Raw genomic sequence first — 20,567 nt, forward strand, 5'->3', positions numbered from 1 at the left:
ACACTCGCGGCACCCCGTCCCGCCACGCGGACGTAACCACGGATTCAAACTCTCTTGCGAGGCTCACGAAATGCCCCGGTCCTCCCTCGCAGAGAGCATCGACAATGACGGTATGACCCAGCAGCCGCAACCTCCGGTCGGCTCGATCGCGGCCCACCGTCCCAGCAACGTTCCCGGTGCGGGCCCCGACCTGGGCCTGGAGCCGGACATCGATTCCGACGTCGATCTGTACGAGGACGGCCGCGGCCACCCCGCCGAGTCGGCCGCCGATCTGCCGGCCGACCGGTTCCTGGACCGGGAACGCAGTTGGCTCGCCTTCAACGAGCGGGTGCTCGAACTCGCGGAGGACCCGGCCACCCCGTTGCTCGAACGGGCGAACTTCCTGGCGATCTTCGCGGGGAACCTGGACGAGTTCTTCATGGTGCGGGTGGCCGGCCTCAAGCGGCGGATAGCGACCGGCGTGGCCACCCGCAGCGCCTCCGGGCTCCAGCCGCGGGAGGTGCTGGAGGGCATCTGGAACCGTTCGCGGGAGCTGATGGCCCGGCACGCGGCCTGCTACCAGCAGGACGTCGCCCCGGCACTGGCCGAGGAAGGGCTCCACCTGCTGCGCTGGTCCGCGCTGACGGACAAGGAACAGGCCCGGCTCTTCACGCTGTTCAGGCAGCAGATCTACCCGGTGCTCACCCCGCTGGCCGTCGACCCGGCGCACCCCTTCCCCTACATCTCCGGGCTCTCCCTCAACCTCGCGGTGGTGGTGCGCAACCCGGTGAGCGGCCACAACCACTTCGCACGGGTGAAGGTGCCGCCGCTGCTGCCGCGTTTCCTCGAAGCCTCTCCGTACCGGTACGTCCCGCTGGAGGACGTGATCGCCGCGCATCTGGAGGAGCTGTTCCCCGGCATGGAGGTGCTGGCGCACCACATGTTCCGGGTGACCAGGAACGAGGACCTGGAGGTCGAGGAGGACGACGCGGAGAACCTGCTCCAGGCGCTGGAGAAGGAGCTGATGCGGCGCCGGTTCGGTCCCCCGGTGCGGCTGGAGGTCGAGGAGTCCATCGACCCGTACGTGCTGGACCTGCTGGTGCGGGAGCTGAAGGTGACGGAGGCGGAGGTCTATCCGCTGCCCGGCCCGCTGGACCTGACGGGGCTGTCGGGGATCGCCGCGGCGCTGGAGAGGCCGGAGCTGAAGTACCCCAAGTTCGTGGCCGGCACCCACCGCGACCTGGCGGAGGTCGAATCCGCCTCGGCGCCCGACATCTTCGCTGCGCTGCGCGAACGCGACGTGCTGCTGCACCACCCCTACGACTCGTTCTCCACCTCCGTGCAGGCGTTCCTGGAACAGGCGGCGGCCGACCCGGACGTGCTGGCGATCAAACAGACGCTGTACCGCACCTCCGGTGACTCGCCCATCGTGGACGCCCTGATCGACGCGGCCGAGTCCGGCAAACAGGTGCTGGTCCTGGTGGAGATCAAGGCGCGGTTCGACGAACAGGCCAACATCAAGTGGGCGCGGAAGCTGGAGGAGGCCGGCTGCCACGTCGTCTACGGACTGGTCGGGCTCAAGACCCACTGCAAACTGTCGCTGGTGGTGCGGCAGGAGGGCGAGACACTGCGCCGCTACGCACACGTGGGCACCGGCAACTACCACCCGAAGACCGCGCGCCGGTACGAGGACCTGGGGCTGCTGACGGCGGACCCGCAGGTGGGCGCCGACCTGTCGGACCTCTTCAACCGGCTCTCGGGCTACTCGCGGCGGGAGACCTACCGGCGGCTGCTGGTGGCACCCACCTCGCTGCGGGACGGACTCGTCTCCCGCATCCGGCAGGAGATCGCCCACCACCGGGCAGGCCGCCCGGCGTACGTCCGGATGAAGGTCAACTCGATCGTGGACGAGACGGTGTGCGACGCCCTCTACCGGGCCTCCATGGCGGGCGTTCCCGTGGACGTGTGGGTGCGCGGCATCTGCGCCCTGCGGCCCGGGGTGCCCGGACTGAGCGACAACATCCGGGTGCGCAGCGTGCTGGGCCGCTTCCTGGAACACTCGCGGGTGTTCTGCTTCGGGGCCGGCGGCGAGCCGGAGGTGTGGCTGGGCAGCGCCGACATGATGCACCGCAACCTGGACCGGCGCATCGAGGCACTGGTGCGGGTCACCGACCCCACGCACCGGGCCTCGCTCGACCGGCTGCTGGAGCTGGGCATGTCGGACGGCACCGCCTCCTGGCACCTGGGCCCGGACGGCGAGTGGACGCGGCACGCGTACGTGACGGACGGCGAGACCGCCGGACAGCCGCTGCCCAATGTGCAGGAGATGCTCATCGAGGGCCGGCGCCGCAAACGGGGCCCGACGGCGGCGACGTGAGGTGTGGAAGGCACGCGCCGGGCAGTGCCGGGCCCGGGAAGCCGGGCCTGCTCGGCGGCGCGGGCGAGGCGGGGACAGCGCGGGCAGTGCGCGGAAGGGGACGTGATGGCCGGACAGAGCCGGGACGTGGTCGTGGAGCCCGGCCCCGGGACGGATACGGCGACGGGAAGCGCGGCCGAGGTGCTGAGCGGTTATCTGCACCAGCGGGCGGCGGAGTTCCTGCGCGGACTGCGCGCCCACGCGCAGGGCGCGGGCACCGGCGGGCAGGACGGTACGGGCCGGGGCGGGACGGCGGCGTCCGTGGACGTCCTGCGGGCCGCCGCACGCCGCATGAACGGCGCCCTGTTCACCTACCGGCCGCTGCTCGACGCGCGCTGGGCCGACGAACTGCGCACCGAACTGAGCTGGCTCGCCGGCACGCTGGCCCGTGAGTACGCGTACGCGGCGCGGCTGGAGCGGCTGCTGTCCGCCCTGCACCGGCTGGCCAGCGGCGGAACCTCCGGCCCCGAGGCGCCCGGCCGCCCGGCCGCACACCCGGCGGCTCCGACCGGTGCCGTCGCCTCCCGGGCCGCCTCCGGACCGCGCGAGCGGGGCGGCCTCCCCGCGGGTGCCGCCCGGGCCGGTGCGCTGCTGGACCGGCAACTGACGCTGGCGCGGACCCGGGCCCACTCGGCGGCGCTGCGCGCCCTGGGCTCGGCCCGGTTCCACGCCGTGGCCGACGCGGTGGCGGTGCTGGCCTCGGAGGCGCCGCTGCGCCCCGCGGAGGCCGACGGGCCGGCGTCCGCGGTCCTCGGCCCGCTGGCCGAACGGACGGGCCGACAACTGGTGGAGGCCGTCGCCGCGCTGCCGCTGTCGCGGGCGGGCGCGCCGTACAACGCGGACGGGCTGTCCCGTTCGCTGGCCACCGAGGTGCGGCAGGACGCCGCCTGGGACCAGGTTCGGGTCCTGCTGCGGCTGCACCGGTACGCGCAGGAGGTACTGGGCCCGCTCGCCGAGCCCGACCCGCGGCTGCGCCCGGCGGGCGACGCGCTGGAGCGGCACCGGGCGGCGGCGGCAGCGGCGGCAGCCGCGGCCTCGGCGGCGGCCACCCCGCGTATCGCCCCGGCCACCGCCTACGCCCTCGGCGTCCTCCACGCCGACCAGCGGCACGAGGTGGAGGCCGCCCGGTTCGCCTTCGGCCGCCACTGGACGAGCACCCCGCAGGGCGCCACCGGCTGCTGATCAGCCGGCCCGCAACTCCTCCACCCTCGTCGCGGGCCGCAGCAGCACCAGAGCGGCACCGGCCGCGGCCGACGTCCCACATGGCGGGGACAGGGGAACGGGGACGCCCGCGGAGAACAGGCCCCGTTCAGGCGCGGGTGGCTGTCGGGCCGGTGTGGGGGGCGAGGGCCGGCCAGGGGACGGTGACCTCGCCCTGGCGCCAGCGGCGGGGGCCGTCGGCGAGCGGCCAGTCGGCGGCCAGCGATCGTACGGTGCGGATCCAGCGCTGGCGGGCGCTGAGCGCGCCGTAGGGCGCGGCCGTGGCCCAGGCGCGGTCGAAGTCGCGCAGGAACGCGTGCACCGGCTCACCCGGCACATTGCGGTGGATGAGCGCCTTCGGCAGCCGTTCGGCCAGGTCGGACGGGGTGGCCAGTGCGGAGAGCCGGGCGGCGAAGGTGACGGTGCGGGGGCCTTCGGGGCCGAGCGCCACCCACACGTGGCGGCGGCCGATCTCGTCGCAGGTGCCCTCCACCAGCAGCCCGTCCGGTGCCAGTGCGGAGCGCAGCCGCTCCCAGACGGGGAGGACCTCCGCCTCCGGGTACTGGCGCAGCACGTTCGCGGCCCGGATCAGGAGGAGGCCCCGCGGCCCGCCACCGGACGCGCCCGGTACGGGCACCTCGAAGCCGCCCCGTACGAAGGACAGGCCCTCGCGGGCGTACGGCTGTGCCGCGGCCACCCGCTCCGGGTCGATCTCCACGCCGAGGACACGGACGTCGCCGCGTACCTTCCGCAGCCGCTGGAGCAGCTCGACGGCCGTCCACGGTGCGGCGCCGTACCCCAGGTCGACGGCGACCGGGCGGGGCAGGGCGCGGCGCAGCGCGGGGCCGTGCGCGGCGGCGATCCAGCGGTCCATCCGCCGCAGCCGGTTCGGGTTCGTCGTACCCCGGGTGACCGTGCCGACGGGGCGGGACGGTACGGGGCGGGGCGGGGGCACGTCACGAGGATACGAGGCGGAGCCGGACGGCCCGCCCGGCGGCTGTTCCTCCCCGCATTGTCACGATTGGGCAAAGTGGGAAGAGGAGGCAACCTTTCCGGTGTTTCCCGTCGAGGGCCCGCGATACCCGCGCTCCTCCGCACCCGAGAACCGTGCAGCTCCGCCCGTACCGCCCGACCCTCAGGAGGCATCGCCACCGTGAGCCAGTACGTGTCCCTGCTCGGCCAGCGGCGCGGCGGACGGTCCGCGGCCGGGCACCCGGTGCGCACCCACCAGCCCAGGACCCCGCTGCTGCGCCTGCCCGGCACCCGCAAGGTCCGCCGCGTGGCCATGCTCAGCGTCCACACCTCGCCGCTGCACCAGCCGGGCACGGGGGACGCGGGCGGCATGAACGTCTACATCGTCGAGCTGGCCCGGCAGCTGGCGGCGCAGGGCACCGAGGTGGAGATCTTCACCCGTGCCACCACCGGCGCCCTCGACCCCACCGTCGAGCTGGCGCCCGGTGTGCTGGTCCGGCACATCGACGCCGGGCCCTACGAGGGGCTGTCCAAGGAGGAGCTGCCCGCCCAGCTGTGCGCCTTCACCCACGGTGTGATGCAGGTGTGGGCCGGCCACCGGCCCGGCTACTACGACCTGGTGCACTCCCACTACTGGCTCTCGGGGCACGTCGGCTGGCTGGCCGCGCAGCGCTGGGGCGTCCCGCTGGTGCACGCCATGCACACCATGGCCAAGGTCAAGAACGCGGCGCTGGCCGCGGGCGACACCCCCGAGCCGGCCGCCCGCGTCATCGGCGAGACACAGATCGTGCGGGCCGCGGACCGCCTCATCGCCAACACCGTCGAGGAGGCGGGCGAACTGGCCCACCACTACGACGCCCCCGCCGAACGCACCGCCGTCGTCCACCCCGGCGTCAACCTCGACCGCTTCCGCCCCGCGGACGGCCGCGCCGCCGCCCGTGACCGGCTCGGGCTGCCGCAGGACGCGGTCATCCCGCTGTTCGCCGGCCGCATACAGCCGCTGAAGGCCCCGGACGTGCTGCTGCGCGCCGCCGCGCACCTCGTGGACGAGGACCCCTCGCTGCGGGGCCGCCTGGTGGTCCCCGTCGTCGGCGGGCCCAGCGGCAGCGGCCTGGCCAAACCGGAGGGCCTGCAGAAACTGGCCGCCCGGCTCGGCATCGCCGATCTGGTGCTCTTCCGCCCGCCGGTCGGCCAGGAACAGCTAGCCGACTGGTACCGGGCCGCGTCCGTGCTGGTGATGCCCTCGCACAGCGAGTCCTTCGGGCTGGTCGCCGCCGAGGCGCAGGCGTGCGGCACCCCGGTGGTGGCCGCCTCGGTGGGCGGGCTGCCCATCGTCGTGCGGGACGGCACCACCGGCTATCTCGTCGCCGGGCACGACCCCGCCGACTACGCCCGTGCCCTGCGCCGCTTCGTGGACGACCCCGGGCTGGCCGGGCGGCTCGGCGCGGCGGCGGCCCGGCACGCGCAGGGCTTCGGCTGGGGCGCGGCGGCGGAGGCCACCGCCGACGTGTACGCCGCCGCGGTGCAGGAGCGGCGCCGTCGCCTACGATCACCGCATGCGTGACGCCGAAACCGCCGCCGCGGCGCGGGCCGCGATCGAGGAGACGCTCAGCGACGCCGGGCTGGAGTGGGAGAGCCCGTCCGAGGGCACCTACGTCGTCACCCTGCCCGGCACCCGCAAGCTGAAGACGACCTGCTCGCTGGTCGTGGGCGCCCACTCGCTGTCCGTCAACGCGTTCGTGGTGCGCAACCCCGACGAGAACCACGCGGCCGTCCACCGCTGGCTGCTGGAGCGCAACACCAAGCTGTACGGCGTCGCCTACGCCGTCGACCAGCACGGCGACATCTACCTGGCGGGCCGCCTCCCGCTGGCCGCCGTCACCCCGCAGGAGGTCGACCGGCTGCTGGGCAGCGTCCTGGAGAACGCCGACGGTTCCTTCAACACCCTGCTGGAGATGGGTTTCGCCTCGGCCATCCGCAAGGAGTACGCGTGGCGCACCTCCCGCGGCGAGTCCACCCGCAACCTGGACGCCTTCCGCCACCTGACGGAGGGCCGCCCGTCCGGCGACTGACACGCATCCCGCGCTCTGCTCCTCAAGAGCCTGCGGCGCCGGGCCCGTTGAAAGAAATCCGACACGGGCGATGAGTTTTCCGACGCCCGGTGGTCGGATCTCATGACCGGTGCGCCGCACCCCGCGTGGCGGTGGCGGACCGCACCGGCCGCACCCGGCGAGAACCGGCACCAAGCCACCGAGGAGTTCCCGATGCGCACTCTGATCAGCACCGCCTTCATATCGCTCGACGGCGTCGTCGAGGGCCCGGCCGGAGAGCCCGCCTACCGCAACTCCGACTGGACGATGAAAGACGTCGAATTCCTGCTGGAGGCGTACGAGATCAAGGGCCGCGAGCAGGAGGAAGCCACCGCGATGCTGCTGGGCCGGGACAGCTACGTGGGATTCGCCCAGGTGTGGCCCGCGATGGACGAGTTCGCCGGCTACAACGCGATGCCGAAGTACGTCGTCTCCACCACCCTCACCGAGGACGACCTGGTGACGAACTGGGGCGAGACGACGATCCTGCGCTCCCTCGACGAGGTCGCCGCGCTGAAGAGAACCGAGGGCGGGCCGGTCATCATCCACGGCAGCGCCTCCCTGAACCGCTCCCTCTCGGACGCCGGCCTCATCGACCGCTACCACCTGCTGGTCTTCCCGCTCCTGCTCGGCGCGGGCAAGCGGCTGTTCAGCAGCACGGACAAGGACACCCAGAAGCTGAAGCTGGTGGAGCACGCGGTCTACGCCAACGGCATCCAGAAGAACGTCTTCGACGTCGTCCACTGAGCGGCGCCCGCCGCGCGGGGTCCCGCCCGGCTCCTCCGCCCTGTTTCGGGGAGGGCGGACCGGGCGGGCCGGCGGGACCAGGGACCACGGAGCAGGGACCACAGACCAGGGGTGCCGCGAGCGGGCCGGGACGGAAGCGCGGGGCATCCCGTGAGCGGTCCCGGGACGTGCGGGACGGGACCACGCAGGGCGTTCCGTGATCCGGCCGGGGCGGGGCCACAGGGGTGTTCCGCGAGCCGGCCGGGCCGGAACGACCGGGGCGCCGACGGTCGTCGGGACCGTCGGCGCCGCGGCGCGTACGTACCGGGCCTCAGCTCGGCCAGGTACCGGTGAGCCGGTGCACGGTGGTGGCACCGGTACGGTCCACGGCCGCCTTGACGACGGCGAACAGCGCCCCCTGCAACGTGGCCGCCAACAGGACCTCCTGCCAGCCCCGTTCGGGGTCGGTGGCACCCGGCGCCTCCTCGTCGTGACCGGTGGCCTTCCAGATCTGCTTGAAGGCCGCCCCGGCCAGCATGCCGCTGGCGGCGCCCAGCAGCATGCCCACCGGCTTGTAGGCGAGCTTGACCGTGTTCATCAGTGCCTCCTCCGGCGCCGGGCGAGGAGGATCAGCGCGAGCACGGCAGCCCCCGCGGCGACGGGCACCGCCGGATTGCCGCGCGTCGTCTCCGCCGCGTGCTTGGCCTTGGCCTGCGCCTGCTCGGGCGTCCGCTCCTGCACCTTCTCGCTCACGGTGTGGGCGGACCCGGACACCTGCTCCTTGGCGGCGGCGGCCTTGGCCCGCGCCTCCTTCTTGAGCCGGGTGGCCTTGTTCCGGGCCTGCGTCTTGACGTCGGCCCGCGCCGCCAGCGCCTCGACCGTCTCGCCGAGTTCCCGGCGTGTCTCCTCCACCTGGGCCCGCAACTCCTCCGGGCCCGGCGTGGAAGTGTGGCTCTTGGCATGGTCCGTCATCGGTGAGCCCTCTCCTTCACCTCGGCCACGTCGGCCTTCACGCTCTCGACCGTGCGTTGTGGCGCCGCAGGTGTGGCCTTGCTGATCTCCTTCTTGCCGACGACGGCGAGCAGGCCCGCCACCACGGCCAGCAGGCCGGTCACCACCAGGGCGGCCAGCCACAGCGGCAGCACCAGGTCGAGCACCACGATGGCCGTGGCCGCGAGCGCCTGGAGGGCGACGAAGCCGAACACTCCGGCGCCGCCGAACATGCCGCCGCCGAGGCCGAACCGCTTGCCCTTCTGCTGCATCTCGGCCTGCGCCAGGCGCAGTTCCTGCCGCACGAGCTGGGTGATCTGCCCCGATGCCTGCTGCACCAGGTGGCCCACCGATTCGTCGGAGGGCCGGTGCCGGTGGTGCGGGGCGCCGTCCGGGGAGACGGCGTCGGGGCGGGGTGCGGCGTCCTTGCGGGGCGGTGCCTCATGGGTCGTGGTCATGATGCACATCTGCCTTTCGCTGCTCAGCCGGTGCGAGCGGGGCGGCCCTGTGCCGGGCCGCCGGTGACCGCACGGGCAGGGCTGGGGGCTCGCCCTTGCCGGCTCTGTTCGCGTTGTCCGTACAGGAGCCCTGGATGTTCCGGTTGTCCTTGATGTCGGTCACCGCCCCCCCCGGCGTACCCGACCCTCGGCCACCTATGCGACTCCCCGCCCCGACTACCCCCTGTCACCCCGCCGCCGCCGCTGTGACCTGCGCACACGCCCGCTTCTGGGACGGGACTGCCACGCGTGGGACCTCACGCGATCGCGGCGTGCCACTTGTCGCGGGCCGGGGGCATCAGGCTTGATGGCAGCCGGCCGGGGAGGAGGAGGCGCATGCGGGTGGGGATCACGGGGCACCGGGGGTTGCCCGGGCCGACGGAACGGCTCGTGCGGGCTGCGCTGGAAGAGCGCGTCCGCCAGTACCCGAGTACGGAACTGACCGGCGTCTCGTGTCTGGCCGACGGCCCCGACGCGTGGTTCGCGGAGGCCGTGCTCGATCACGGTGGCCGGCTGGAGGTGGTGATCCCGGCCGAGCGCTACCGCGAGGGGCTGCCTGTCGGCCACCACGAGACGTACGACCGGTTGCGGAACAGTGCGACCGACGTGCACGTGACGGGTCTCGTCGAGTCCACCGAGCAGGCGCACATGGCGGGGAGTGAAATCCTCGTCGGCCTCTCGGACCACCTGCTCGCGGTGTGGGACGGCCGGCCCGCCCGCGGCTACGGCGGCACAGCGGACGTGGTCGCCCACGCGGAGCGGGTCGGCGTACCGGTGACGCTCATCTGGCCGGCCGGAGCCACCAGGGACTGAGGGGCAGTTACCCGGAGCCCGATGTCTTCATGAGAGCGCGGAACGCCACTTGCATAGGGGCGAGGCTGGGGAGTCGTCGAGGAGTGCCATTTCTCGGCCGTCCTGCACCGCGGCACGTTGACGGGCCCGTTCGTCCGTCTACGGTTCCCGTATTGGACGACGGCCCGGCCCTAGCGTTCCGCGCGACCAGCTGGGCGGCATTCATCTCCGGCCTCCCCGACGCCTGACGGTGCCGCCGACGGCGAAGCCGCCCCGGCCCCGGTGGTGCCGGAGCGGGGGCGGCGCCAGGACTACCGAAACGCGGGGCGCTGCCGGGCTGCGGGTACTTGTGACGGTCGGCGGCCCGGCGTGGGGTGGACGCGCAGCGCGTACTCGGCGTCGTAGTCCCGCACGGTGAGCAAGAAGGGACGACCCTGGGCGAGGGCGGCCATGACCTGTTCGTACGCTCTGTGGCTCTCCGCCCACGCGCGCAGCTCGGCCTGCGGGCAGGGGGCGTGCTGGACGGCGACGAGCGGCGCGTCACGCAGGTGCGCTGACTCCGGGGCGGGGTCGAGCAGGTGGGCGAGCTTCCGGGCCCTGGCGTTGAGCCACCGGGCGGCCAGGCGCGGAGACCGGCCGCAGTAGGCGCCGAGCACGACCTCGCGGGAGCCGCGGAGGTCACTGGCGACTGCTTCGCACCGGAAGGCGACAGAAGTCACGGCATACCCTCCTGGGCCTTCTGCCGCTGTTCGATCAGCTGCTCGAGCTGGATGCGGTACAGCTCTACCTGGCCGGGCGTGAGGACGAGCAGCCACTCGGTGGTGCCGCCGTCCTCGTGGTGGACGGTCACCGAAAGCCCCGCTTGCTGGGCTCGGTGGTCGTACATGACATCCCGGCCTGACGGCGTGACGTGGGTGATCGGGATGGGCACCGGGCGCAACGTGCTGCCGTCAGACCGTGCGCGCCAGTCGGGACCACCCCCTGGAGGGCGTAGGTGGTAGGACGCCGACGCTGTGCCCGGCAGCTCGACGACCACCCCGACTCGGCCTCCGCGTGCGAGGTCGGATGCGAGGTCGCCGAGCCTGGGATGGAACGGGGTGCGTGCGGGCAACCGGCCGCTGTGCGCGGCCTGCTGGTGTTTCGAGGTCCGTTCGGCCATGTCGCGAAGCTAGGACGACGGCGGCGGCCCATTATGAATCAGCGGAATACGACCGTTATCCATCGAGATGAAAGCGATCGGACATGCGCCGCAGCTTTTCACGGGTGTTCGCTCGTTCGGCGTAGACGATGCTACGCAAAGTTGACCGGGCGAGCGGATGATTCCGGATCAGTTGCGGGGCGAGCCGTTCAGCGGTCTCCAGCTCTCTCAACGCCCTGTCCCGGTTGCCGTCCCACAGCCACGCGCGCGCCAAATCCATATGGTGGTGGCCCTTGCGACTGTTGGGCAGCGGGTCGATCAGAGACGGGCTGGTGCGCGCGTTTATCGCGAGGGCCGTTCGCTGCTCACCCATCTCCAGAGCCACGCCGATGGCGTGGATCTGCACATTGCCTGCGGAGAACGTCAGCGAATGGCGGTCATGGACCGGCGGTCCGACGTAGCCCGAAAGCCGTTCGGCGGCGGCCCTCGCGTGAGTGATGCGATCTCCCGCTTCCGCGCGTCGACCTGCCCTTGCCGCGGAGACGGCGGCACGCAGGTGAAGAGAGCCCCACACGCGGATGGCGAGTTGATCGCCTTCGTCGTGAGCCTGCTGCACGCTGGCGAGAGCCTTGTCGGTCAGTGACAGGGAGTCGGACCAGTCGGCTGTGGCCCACATGTCCCACACCCGCAGCCAGTCCGCGACCGCAGGCAGAAGGGGATCGCCGGAGAGCTGTGCGGCCCAGCTCGCCCGCTCGCACGACATGGCGATCAGCTCAGGGTGGCCGAGGGCATGGGCTGCCGTATGGGCGAACTTGCAGCACACGGCGTATACAGCGAATGCCTCCTCGCGCTCGTAACCAGTGCTGGCCTCGGCCAGTGCGCGTGCTTCCCGGAAGAGATCGGGCAGGACTTCGAGGATCGCTACGTTTGCAGCGGCATCACGCAGACGGTGCAGCCGCGTCGTCTCCTGCCAGAGCTGCCGTGACGAGCGTGGCGTGCCGTCGAATACCGGCGCGAGATCATATCGGCGCAGCTCTCGGAGAATAGCGGCGGCGGCGACTTGCCATTGATTTTCGGTGGGCGAGCTGTTGTACGGGCGGCCGATCAGATCGTTCGGGTGTACGTGCAGCTCGGACGCGAGCAGGTTGAGCACGCCGACGCGGTCGAGTTCGATACGTCCGCGCTCAACTTTCGAGACCCACCCTTGCGTTTTGTTGAGAGCGGCGGCGAGATCTGTTTGCGTCATACCGAGGCGGAGCCGTGCGCGGCGTACGCGGCGGCCGATCTCTTCGGCTTCTTCCAACATCACGGCTCCATCCATTGGGCTTCCTTACGAACGGTACCCATGGGGTGCTGGGACTGTGGAGTGCGTCGAACACCGCCGGCGTCCTCGGTATACGCTCCCTCCGCTGTGGACGCGCCCCTCGATCGGGCGCCCGCCTGCCCCAGTTGGTGCCCACCCCAGCCCCCCCCCTGACGGGGCGCACGGTGGGCGCGCACCCGCCTCAGCCCGCCCTCACGCAGCCACCCGCGTGGGCTCCTCCCGCTCGTCCTCCTCGTCTTCATCGGGATTGTCCAGGCTGGTGATCACCGGTGTTGTCTGACGTTTGCGGAGCCCGGGGAGATCAGGCGGCGCGTCGTTCTCAATGAGGCGGCGGTACGGCGCCGCCCGGTCGGGGCATGAGGTCGTGGGGGCACAGCTTGGGCACACGTCGTACGTGCCTCCGGGTTGTCACGTCCAGCACGGGGCTGCATCGTGGCGTCATGGCCGGACGGTTCGGAATCCTGTGATTCCCCCGCACGGGGCGGCACGAGACCGAGCCGCCGACGGTTTACGCGGACGGCTTCACCGGATGCCTGTACCCGGGTAAGCCCGAGGATGTCGCGCGCTACGGCGCGGTGTTCACCGACGTCCGGAAACGATCACTCGATGAGGATGCAGCACGGCGCCTCATCACGGAGGTGGCGGAAGACTATGTGCAGCACTGAAAAACTCGCGTGGCGCAAGTCCAGCTACAGCAACGGCCAGAGTGCATGCGTCGAGGTGGCGGATCTTCCCGAAGGCGTCGCGGCGCGCGACAGCAAGCGTACCGACAGCCCCGAGCTGGTGTTCCCGGCGGCGAGCTGGTCGGTGTTCGTCGTGGCCCTGTCCGACGACGCCTGAGCACGGCCGTCCCGACAGAGCGTCCTCGCCCCCGGCACCCGTGCTTTCCACAACGCATCACAGAGGTAAGGGAAAAGGCGGAATGAACCGCTTCGAAGACGCGTCGACGCTCCCCCTGTCGTGGTGGAAGTCGTCGGCGTCCGCGGCACAGTCGGACTGTGTCGAGTGCGCCGTCGTCGCCCCTGAGCGGGTAGCGGTGCGAGACAGCAAGAAGCCGACGGGGCCCGCCCTGCTGCTCACCCGTGATCAGTTCGTCGGCCTGGTGACGGCCGTCAAGTCGGGCAAGTTCGCCGGATAACGCTCGCCCTCGAATGGACGGAAGAGCCGCCGCCTTGGCGCGCTGCCAGGGCGGGTGGCTATTCACTGTGCGAACTGGACCAGCGGCACCAGCAGGCCCGCGACCGCGACCACAGCTGCGGTACCCAGCAGGCGGCAACGGGCGCGCGGTTCAAGAGGTACGGCCCCTGCCTGCGCCCCGTCAGTTCCGCGCGCTCTTCCCGCTTGCCCTCCTCGTCTTCGTCGGGGTTGTCCCGTTCAGCGCTGGGTTGCATCGTGGCGTCATGGCCGGGCGGTTCGGAATCCTGCGATTCCCCGCAGGGGGCGGTATGAGACCGAGCTGCCGACGGTCTACGCGGATGGCTTCACCGCAGCCTGTACCCGGCCAAACCCGAGGATCTCTGCTCGCTACGACGCGGCGTTCCCCGACATCCGGAAACGATCACTCGATCAGGATGCATCACGGTGCCTCATCTCGGAGGTGGCGGAAGACTATGTGCAGCGCTGAAAAGCTCGCATGGCGCAAGTCCAGCTACAGCAACTCGAACAGCGCGTGTGTCGAGCTACGCATCAGCCGGTCGACGGTCGGTGTGCGGGACAGCAAGCAGCAGGGCGGCCCGGTGGTCACGGTAGGGGCTGCCGCGATGCGGGCGTTTCTGGGTGCGGTCGCCGACGGCCGGCTGGACCGGTAGACCAACGAACCGGTAGATCAACGACAGGAGCCCCCCGCCCCGGCGCGCTGCCGGGGCGGGGGGCTCTTCACCGTGCGAACTGGACCAGCGCTGCCAGCAGGCCCGTGACGGCGACCACGGTCGCGGTGCCCAGCAGGCGCCAACGGGCGCGCTGTTCCAGCAGTACGACCCCAGCCCTCACCCCGTCATTTCCGCGCGCTCTTCCCGCTTGTCCCCCGCAGCGTCCCGCGAAGCGGAAGGGGCCGGCAGGGGCTCGTCGGTCCGCATGGTGCGGAGGAGGAGGGCGTAGCCCGCGGCGGCGAGGGTGCCGACGGCGGCGCAGGCGGCCCACAGTGCGGCGGCGCCGAAGTGGTCGATGACGGTGCCGCCGGCCAGAGGTGCGCCGAGGGAGGCGAGGGCCCAGGAGAGGGAGTAGACGCCCTGGTAGCGGCCTCGGCCGTGGGTGGGGGAGAGGCGCACCACGAGAGACATCTGGGTGGGGGCGTTGATCATCTCGCCGAGGGTCCACACGATGACGGCGACCGTGTAGAACGCGGCGGACGCGGCGAAGGCGTTCATCCCGAACCCGTAGCCCGTCAGCAGTGCCGAGACGATCAGCAGCGCGGCGGGGGACCGGTGTTCGATGAAGCGGGACAGCGGGATCTGGAGCAGGACGATCAGCACGCCGTTGACCGCTATGACGGTACCGAAGTCGGCGCTGCCGAGCCCCTGTTCGCCCATGGCGACGGGCAGGGAGACGAATGCCTGCTGGATGACGGAGGCCAGCAGCAGATTGAGGCCGACGACGACCATGAAGCGCTTGTCGCGCAGGACCGTCCACAGGGAGACGGCGGCGGGGGAGGCGCCGGTGGCAGGAGCGGCGCCGGGGGTGTCGTCGCTCCCGGCGGCCGGGCGGGACTCCGGGAGTCGGAGGAAGACCACCACCGCCGTGGCCAGCAGCATCACCGCCTCGCCGAAGAAGAGCAGGTGGTAGCTGTAGCGGGCGATGAAGCCGGCGCCGGCGGAGGAGACGGCGAAGCCGAGGTTGATCGCCCAGTAGTTGAGGGAAAAGGCTCTCACCCTGTCCTCGGGGCGGACGATGTCGGCGATCATCGCCTGCACGGCGGGGCGGGACGCGTTGGACGCCATGCCCACGGCGAAGGCCACCGCCGCGATGGCCACCGGGTGCGTCACGAGGCTGAGGGACGCGACGGACAGGGCGGTCGCCACCTGGGCGGTCAGCATGGTGGGGCGGCGGCCGAGCCGGTCGGTGAGGACGCCAGCGCCGATCGACGAGACGACCCCGCCCAGGCCGTAGAGGGCGCCGACGAGTCCCGCGTACGAGGCGGAGAAGCCGCGCTCGGCCGTCAGGTAGAGGGCGAGGAAGGTGGCCACGAACGCGCCGAGCCGGTTGACGAGGGTGCTCGTCCACAGCCACCAGAACTGGCGGGGCAGTCCGCCGACGCTCTCCCTGACGGCCTGTCCCGCCCTGCCGAAGACCCCACCCCTGTCCATGACCGCTCCTCTTCATGCCCTGCGGATTCGTGCCCTGCGGGCGTTCGTGCCTGTAGGCGTTCGCCCTGCGGGAACCCGCCCCCTGTGTGGTGCGCCGCCCGCTGAAAGTAACGACGACCACCGCGGGTCGCCACTGGATTGACGGCCGCCGTCAATCGCCCGGTACTGGGCGGAGGAGCCCGCCTCGCCCCGTCTGCGCCGCCGCGGGACTGGGGTGTGCCGTCGGCACATAGTGAGCGGTTCGGGAGGAGCCGTCGACCACATCCGGCCCGTGTCGCACGGGTCTTAGGGTGACGTCCATGACGCCGCACCCCGGACCCGCACCGCACCCGGACCGTCCCGCAGGACCGTCACGGACCGCACCGCACCCGGACCCCGCCGCTGAGCCGTCGGAGAGGGCGCCGCACCCGGACCCGGCCGCCGGACCGTCGGAGTCGGCGTCGCAAGGCGAGCGTCCCACCGGGGCGTCACAGGCCGCGCCGCACTCCGTCGCCCTGGACCTGACCGGCCGTACGGCCCTGGTCACCGGCGCGGCCAGCGGCATCGGGCGGGCCTGCGCGCTGCGGCTGGCGGCGGCCGGGGCCCGGCTGCGCGCGGTGGACCTCGACCCGGAAGGGCTGGACTCGCTCGCCCGCGAGGCGGCCCGCACCCTGGGCCCCTCGGCGCCGCCCGTCGCCGTCCACCCGCTCGACCTGACCGACCCGGCCGGGCTGGACGCCGCCGAACGTGCCGCCGACGGCGCCGACGTGCTCGTCAACGCGGCGGGCAGGCAACTCGTACGGCCCGTCGAACAGTTCCCGCCCGAGGCGTTCCGCTCGATGCTGACGCTCATGCTGGAGGCCCCGTTCCGCACCACGCGGGGCGCGCTGCCCCACATGTACGCGCAGGGGTGGGGCCGCATCGTGCACATCTCGTCCGTGCACGGGCTGCGGGCCTCCGCCTACAAGTCGGCGTACGTGGCGGCCAAGCACGGGCTGGAGGGGCTGTCCAAGACGACGGCCCTGGAGGCGGCCGGGCACGGGGTGACCGTCAACTGCGTCAACCCCTCCTATGTGCGCACCCCGCTGGTGGAGCGGCAGATAGCCGACCAGGCCGCGGCGCACGGCATCCCGCCGGAACAGGTCGTCACCGACGTGCTGCTCGCCGACTCGGCGGTCAAACGGCTGCTGGAGCCGGCCGAGGTCGCCGAGGCGGTCGCCTATCTGTGCACCCCCGCCGCGTCCTTCGTCACCGGTTCGGCCTTCCCCCTCGACGGCGCCTGGACCGCGCACTGACGCTGAACCCATGCACCCCACCCCGCCCGGCCCGGGCCACGCTGCGCAGCCGCCTGCCTCGGCTACCTGGAACTCCTGGTGGACGGCGCCCCCGCCGAGGCGTACGACGCCGCGGTCTCGCCCGGAGACGGACCCGGTGCGGGGCAGACGCCCGCCGCCGCGCGTGGCAGACAGCTCGCGCTGCGCATCCGCGCCGAGCTGGAGGCGCGGCGGCGGCGCGAGGCGGAGCTGACCGCACTGTTCGAGACGGTGCACGACCTGGCCGGGCTCCGCGACCTGGACGAGGTGCTCCAGGCCATCGTGCGGCGGGCCCGCCGGCTGCTGGGCACCGACGTGGCCTACATGACGCTGACGGACCCCGAGCACGGCGACACCTTCATGCGGGTCACCGAAGGGTCCGTCTCCGCCCGCTTCCAGCAGTTGCGGCTCGGCATGGGCGAGGGGCTGGGCGGGCTGGTGGCGCAGACCGCCCGCCCCTACGCCACCCAGAACTATCCGCGCGACGCCCGCTTCCGGCACACCGACGCCATCGACGGCGGAGTCGGCGAGGAAGGGCTGATCGCCATCCTGGGCGTGCCGCTGCTGCTGGGCGCCCGCGACGTCATCGGCGTGCTGTACGCGGCCGACCGGCGCGAGCGGGTCTTCGGGCCCGAACAGATCGCGCTGCTGCGCTCGTTCGCCGCGCACGCCGCCGTCGCCCTCGACAACACCCGGCTGCTCACCGAGACCACCGAGGCCCTGGCCGGGCTGCGCGCCGTCAACGAGACCATCCGCCGTGCCTCCGACGTCCACGACCGGCTCACCGAACTGGTGCTGCGCGGCGGCGGCGTCACCGATGTGACCCGGGCCCTGGCCGAAGTGCTGGGCGGGCACGTCGAGTTCGCGGAGAGCGGCCGGGAGAGCGACCGGGAGACCGCCGCCCGGTGGGACGCCGCCGTCGAACGCTCCCGCCGCGACGGGCACGCCGTACGGGAGGACGACACCTGGGTGGCCGCCGTCACCGCGGGCGGCGAACCCCTGGGCGCCCTGCTGCTGCACGGCCACACCGACCTGGCCCCCGTCGACCAGCGCACCCTCGAACGCGCCGCGATGGTCACCTCCCTGCTCCAGCTCGCCCGCCGCTTTGCCGGCGAGGCCGAACAGCGGGTCCGCGGCGAACTGCTGGACGACCTGCTGGACGCCGCACACCGCGACCCCCGCCTGCTGCGGGACCGCGCCGCCCGCATCGGCGCCGACCTGACCGCACCCCACACGGTGCTCGCGGCCCGCCTCGACCCACCACCGGGCGCCCCCGGCCCCACCCTGCGCGACGAAGCCGGGGGGACAGCGACCACAGGGACGGCGACCACAGGGACGGCACCACCGGGCGCGTCCGGGGCCGCCTCACGTGGGGCCGCCTCACGTGGGGCTGCCTCACCTGGGACCGCTCCACCTGGCGCTGCCTCGTCTGGGTCCCCCTCGCCTGGGTGCGCCCGGTCCGGGGCCGCCTCGTCCGGGTCCGCTCTAGCCCGGGCCGCCTCATCTGGGGCCAACCCGCCCGGGGGCGCCTCGTCCGGCGCTGCCTCACGTGGGGCGGACTCAATCGGGGCTCCGGCCCATGGCCCCGGCGCCGCCGTCCCGCCCGGCCCCGGCGCATCCGGCGCCCCCGCGCCTGGCGAGGCCGGTGCCTTCCCCGTACCCAACACCTCCGCGCCCGGCGCCCTCACGCCGGGCGCCCCCGCTGCCGACGCATCCGGCACCCCGTCCATACACGGCATCTCCGCCCCCGGCGAAGGGGACCGGCAGCGGCTCTGGTCGGCGGCCAGCCATCTGGCGGCCACCCGGCGCGGGCTGGCCGCGGCACGCGACGGCGGGCTCGTCCTGCTGCTGCCGCTCGGCAGGCGGGACGGCGCCGAGGCCGTCTCCCGTACGGCGCGGGAGGTCGCCGCCGAACTCGGCCGGGCCGCCGGTCACCCCGTCACCGTCGGCGCCTCCGCGCCCGTACCGTCCCCGGCGCACCGGCCCGGCGCCGTCGCAGCCGCCTACCCGGAGGCCCGCCGCTGCCTGGACGCCCTCAGCCTGCTGGGCCGCCGCGGTGACGGCGCCGCCGCCGACCTGGGCTTCCTGGGCCTGCTGCTGACCGAGACCCGGGACGTGGCCGGTTTCGTACGCCGCACCCTCGGGCCCGTACTCGACTACGACCGGCGGCGCGGCACCGCCCTGGTCGCCACCATGGACGCCTACTTCTCCTGCGGTATGAGCCCGGCGCGGGCCAAGGACTCGCTGCACGTCCACGTCAACACCGTCGCCCAGCGGCTGGAGCGGGTGGCCCGGCTGCTGGGCGACGACTGGCAGGCGCCGCACCGGGCGCTGGAGATCCAGCTCGCGCTACGGCTCCACCGGCTCGCGGGAGCCGTCGGCGGGTGACGGCAAGGACGCCTCGCCCCCGTCCCCAGGGCCGTCCCCGCCCACCGCCGCCAGGTCCCGCCTGCTGGTCTCCGCCGCGCAGGCCAGGGCCACCACGGTCAGCAGCGCCGCGGCGATCACGTACACCGCCACCATCACCGGCCCGTCGAACTCCGCCAGCAGTGCGGTGGCGATCATCGGCGCGGGCGCGCCGGCGGCCACCGACGAGAACTAGGCCCCGATCGAGGCACCCGAGTACCGCATCCGGGTGGCGAACAGCTCCGAGAAGAACGCCGCCTGCGGTGCGTACATCGCCCCGTGCAGCACCAGCCCCACCGTCACCGCCAGCGCCATCAGGGGGAAGCTGCGGGTGTCCAGCAGCGCGAAGAACGGGAAGATCCACAGGGCGACGCCGACCGCGCCGGCGCAGTAGACGGGCCGGCGCCCCAGCCGGTCGGACAGCGCACCCCACAGCGGGATGACGCAGAAGTGGACGGCGGAGGCCAGCAGCACCGCGTTCAGACCCGTCTGCTGGGACAGGTCCAGGTGCGCGGTGACGTAGACGAGGATGAACGCGGTCAGCACATAGAAGCTGATGTTCTCGGCCATCCGGGCACCCATCGCCACCAGCACGTCCCGCCAGTGCCGGCGCAGCACCGCCCGAAGCGGCGGCTCCTCCACCGGGGCGCCCGCCGCAGCACGGGCCGCCGCCCGCTCCCGCGCCTGACGGAAGACCGGCGACTCGTCCACCGCCAGCCGCACCCACAGCCCCACGAGCACCAGCACGCCCGACAGCAGGAACGGCACCCGCCACCCCCAGCCCGAGAACGCGCTCTCGGACAGCAGCGCCGTCAGCAGCGCCAGCACCCCGGTGGCCAGCAGCTGACCGGCCGGCGCCCCCGTCTGCGGCCACGACGCCCAAAAGCCGCGCCGCCGCGCGTCCCCGTGCTCGGAGACGAGCAGCACAGCGCCGCCCCACTCGCCGCCCAGCGCGAACCCCTGCACGAGGCGCAGCGCCGTCAGCAGCACGGGAGCCAGCGACCCGACCGTCGCGTGTGTGGGCAGCAGCCCGATGGCGAACGTCGCCCCGCCCATCAGCAGCAGGCTCACCACCAGCAGCTTCTTACGGCCGAGGCGGTCGCCGTAGTGGCCGAAGACCAGCGCGCCGACCGGCCGCGCCGCGAACCCGACCGCGTACGTCAGGAACGCCAGCAACGTGCCGACCAGCGGATCGGAGTCCGGGAAGAACAGCTCGTCGAAGACCAGCGCCGCGGCCGAGCCGTACAGGAAGAAGTCGTACCACTCGATGGTGGTGCCGACGAGACTGGCCGCGACGATCCGCCGCAGCGCACGCGGCGACGGGCCCGGCGAGGCGGCGGCGGGAGAGGACCCGGCGGAACCGGAAGAGGGGGCAACCATGCCGCCGCACGCTAGGGAAACCGCCCCCCGGCCCCCATGTGGCGGCGCCCCACACTTGACACC

At 72.9% G+C, this 20,567-nt stretch carries 19 protein-coding genes and 2 pseudogenes; 12 read left to right on the plus strand and 9 right to left on the minus strand.

Features of this window, described 5'->3' with window-relative positions; all coding sequences use genetic code 11:
- The first annotated feature begins 112 nt into the window (after positions 1-112).
- Both IO40_RS0122560 and IO40_RS0122565 read left to right on the plus strand, forming a co-directional pair.
- Positions 113-2,356 carry an RNA degradosome polyphosphate kinase gene (locus IO40_RS0122560; protein WP_031176020.1) on the plus strand — a complete coding sequence of 748 codons (2,244 nt, stop codon included), beginning with the start codon at positions 113-115 and terminating at the stop codon, positions 2,354-2,356.
- 105 nt (positions 2,357-2,461) lie between these two features.
- Positions 2,462-3,577 (plus strand): CHAD domain-containing protein, encoded by a 1,116-nt coding sequence (locus IO40_RS0122565; RefSeq protein ID WP_016472307.1) that lies wholly within the window; start codon positions 2,462-2,464, stop codon positions 3,575-3,577.
- A 127-nt stretch (positions 3,578-3,704) separates the two neighbouring features.
- Here the strand turns inward: IO40_RS0122565 and IO40_RS0122570 are convergent, their stop codons facing one another.
- Positions 3,705-4,469 (minus strand): SAM-dependent methyltransferase, encoded by a 765-nt coding sequence (locus IO40_RS0122570; RefSeq protein WP_079042496.1) that lies wholly within the window; start codon positions 4,467-4,469, stop codon positions 3,705-3,707.
- Between the two features lie 279 nt (positions 4,470-4,748).
- Here IO40_RS0122570 and mshA point away from each other — a divergent pair, with 279 nt between their 5' ends.
- The 3 genes from mshA to IO40_RS0122585 all read left to right on the plus strand — a co-directional run bounded on the left by mshA (position 4,749) and on the right by IO40_RS0122585 (position 7,404).
- Positions 4,749-6,131, plus strand: a complete 1,383-nt coding sequence (mshA, locus tag IO40_RS0122575; protein WP_016472309.1) for a D-inositol-3-phosphate glycosyltransferase — start codon at positions 4,749-4,751, stop codon at positions 6,129-6,131.
- Positions 6,124-6,639 carry a type III secretion system chaperone family protein gene (locus tag IO40_RS0122580; RefSeq protein ID WP_016472310.1) on the plus strand — a complete coding sequence of 172 codons (516 nt, stop codon included), beginning with the start codon at positions 6,124-6,126 and terminating at the stop codon, positions 6,637-6,639. Before mshA ends, IO40_RS0122580 begins: the two co-directional genes overlap by 8 nt.
- Before the next feature lie 192 nt (positions 6,640-6,831).
- Positions 6,832-7,404, plus strand: a complete 573-nt coding sequence (locus IO40_RS0122585) for a dihydrofolate reductase family protein (protein ID WP_016472311.1) — start codon at positions 6,832-6,834, stop codon at positions 7,402-7,404.
- A 310-nt stretch (positions 7,405-7,714) separates the two neighbouring features.
- Here IO40_RS0122585 and IO40_RS0122590 read toward each other — a convergent pair whose 3' ends face one another.
- The 3 genes from IO40_RS0122590 to IO40_RS0122600 are packed head-to-tail and all read right to left on the minus strand — an operon-like array spanning position 7,715 to position 8,831.
- The gene (locus IO40_RS0122590; protein WP_016472312.1) at positions 7,715-7,981 is read right to left on the minus strand and encodes a DUF4235 domain-containing protein; all 267 of its coding nucleotides are present in this window, start codon (positions 7,979-7,981) and stop codon (positions 7,715-7,717) included.
- Positions 7,981-8,355, minus strand: coding sequence for a DUF3618 domain-containing protein (locus IO40_RS0122595; RefSeq protein ID WP_016472313.1), 375 nt, complete (start codon positions 8,353-8,355; stop codon positions 7,981-7,983). Before IO40_RS0122595 ends, IO40_RS0122590 begins: the two co-directional genes overlap by 1 nt.
- Positions 8,352-8,831 carry a phage holin family protein gene (locus IO40_RS0122600; RefSeq protein ID WP_016472314.1) on the minus strand — a complete coding sequence of 160 codons (480 nt, stop codon included), beginning with the start codon at positions 8,829-8,831 and terminating at the stop codon, positions 8,352-8,354. Before IO40_RS0122600 ends, IO40_RS0122595 begins: the two co-directional genes overlap by 4 nt.
- Before the next feature lie 375 nt (positions 8,832-9,206).
- Between IO40_RS0122600 and IO40_RS0122605 the strand changes: the two genes are divergently transcribed.
- Complete coding sequence (locus IO40_RS0122605) at positions 9,207-9,683, plus strand: hypothetical protein (protein WP_031176023.1); 477 nt, start codon at positions 9,207-9,209, stop codon at positions 9,681-9,683.
- A 290-nt stretch (positions 9,684-9,973) separates the two neighbouring features.
- On the opposite strand, the gene IO40_RS0122610 is transcribed toward IO40_RS0122605, so the two are convergent.
- From IO40_RS0122610 to IO40_RS0122620, 3 genes are all read right to left on the minus strand, one after another.
- Positions 9,974-10,381, minus strand: coding sequence for a hypothetical protein (locus IO40_RS0122610; RefSeq protein WP_016472316.1), 408 nt, complete (start codon positions 10,379-10,381; stop codon positions 9,974-9,976).
- Positions 10,378-10,593, minus strand: coding sequence for a hypothetical protein (locus IO40_RS38945; protein ID WP_033229456.1), 216 nt, complete (start codon positions 10,591-10,593; stop codon positions 10,378-10,380). The genes IO40_RS0122610 and IO40_RS38945 overlap by 4 nt, the downstream gene beginning before the upstream one ends.
- Positions 10,594-10,876: 283 nt before the next feature.
- Positions 10,877-12,106 (minus strand): helix-turn-helix domain-containing protein, encoded by a 1,230-nt coding sequence (locus tag IO40_RS0122620; RefSeq protein ID WP_031176024.1) that lies wholly within the window; start codon positions 12,104-12,106, stop codon positions 10,877-10,879.
- Between the two features lie 515 nt (positions 12,107-12,621).
- Here IO40_RS0122620 and IO40_RS39845 point away from each other — a divergent pair.
- From IO40_RS39845 to IO40_RS0122635, 4 genes and pseudogenes are all read left to right on the plus strand, one after another.
- A pseudogene (locus tag IO40_RS39845) lies at positions 12,622-12,789 on the plus strand (Scr1 family TA system antitoxin-like transcriptional regulator); the annotation flags it as partial.
- Entirely contained in the window at positions 12,776-12,964 is a 189-nt protein-coding gene (locus tag IO40_RS0122625; RefSeq protein WP_016472319.1) for a DUF397 domain-containing protein, read from the plus strand. The pseudogene IO40_RS39845 and the gene IO40_RS0122625, both read left to right, overlap by 14 nt.
- 82 nt (positions 12,965-13,046) lie before the next feature.
- Positions 13,047-13,262, plus strand: a complete 216-nt coding sequence (locus IO40_RS0122630; RefSeq protein ID WP_016472320.1) for a DUF397 domain-containing protein — start codon at positions 13,047-13,049, stop codon at positions 13,260-13,262.
- 472 nt (positions 13,263-13,734) lie between these two features.
- Positions 13,735-13,932: a DUF397 domain-containing protein gene (locus IO40_RS0122635; RefSeq protein ID WP_016472321.1), complete on the plus strand. Its 198-nt coding sequence runs from the start codon at positions 13,735-13,737 to the stop codon at positions 13,930-13,932.
- 177 nt (positions 13,933-14,109) lie between these two features.
- Here the strand turns inward: IO40_RS0122635 and IO40_RS0122645 are convergent, their stop codons facing one another.
- Positions 14,110-15,426: an MDR family MFS transporter gene (locus IO40_RS0122645; protein ID WP_016472322.1), complete on the minus strand. Its 1,317-nt coding sequence runs from the start codon at positions 15,424-15,426 to the stop codon at positions 14,110-14,112.
- A gap of 299 nt (positions 15,427-15,725) precedes the next feature.
- On the opposite strand from IO40_RS0122645, the gene IO40_RS0122650 reads away from it, so the two are divergent.
- Together IO40_RS0122650 and IO40_RS36085 are read left to right on the plus strand one after the other, a co-directional pair.
- Positions 15,726-16,700 carry a 3-hydroxybutyrate dehydrogenase gene (locus tag IO40_RS0122650; protein WP_031176025.1) on the plus strand — a complete coding sequence of 325 codons (975 nt, stop codon included), beginning with the start codon at positions 15,726-15,728 and terminating at the stop codon, positions 16,698-16,700.
- Between the two features lie 78 nt (positions 16,701-16,778).
- The gene (locus IO40_RS36085) at positions 16,779-19,106 is read left to right on the plus strand and encodes a GAF domain-containing protein (protein ID WP_051719295.1); all 2,328 of its coding nucleotides are present in this window, start codon (positions 16,779-16,781) and stop codon (positions 19,104-19,106) included.
- Here the strand turns inward: IO40_RS36085 and IO40_RS33940 are convergent.
- Positions 19,068-20,504 (minus strand): annotated as a pseudogene (locus tag IO40_RS33940) (MFS transporter). The gene IO40_RS36085 and the pseudogene IO40_RS33940 sit on opposite strands and share 39 nt — an antisense overlap.
- Positions 20,505-20,567: the final 63 nt, after the last annotated feature.

This window comes from Streptomyces albus subsp. albus (assembly GCF_000725885.1).
GTDB classification, from domain to species: domain Bacteria; phylum Actinomycetota; class Actinomycetes; order Streptomycetales; family Streptomycetaceae; genus Streptomyces; species Streptomyces albus.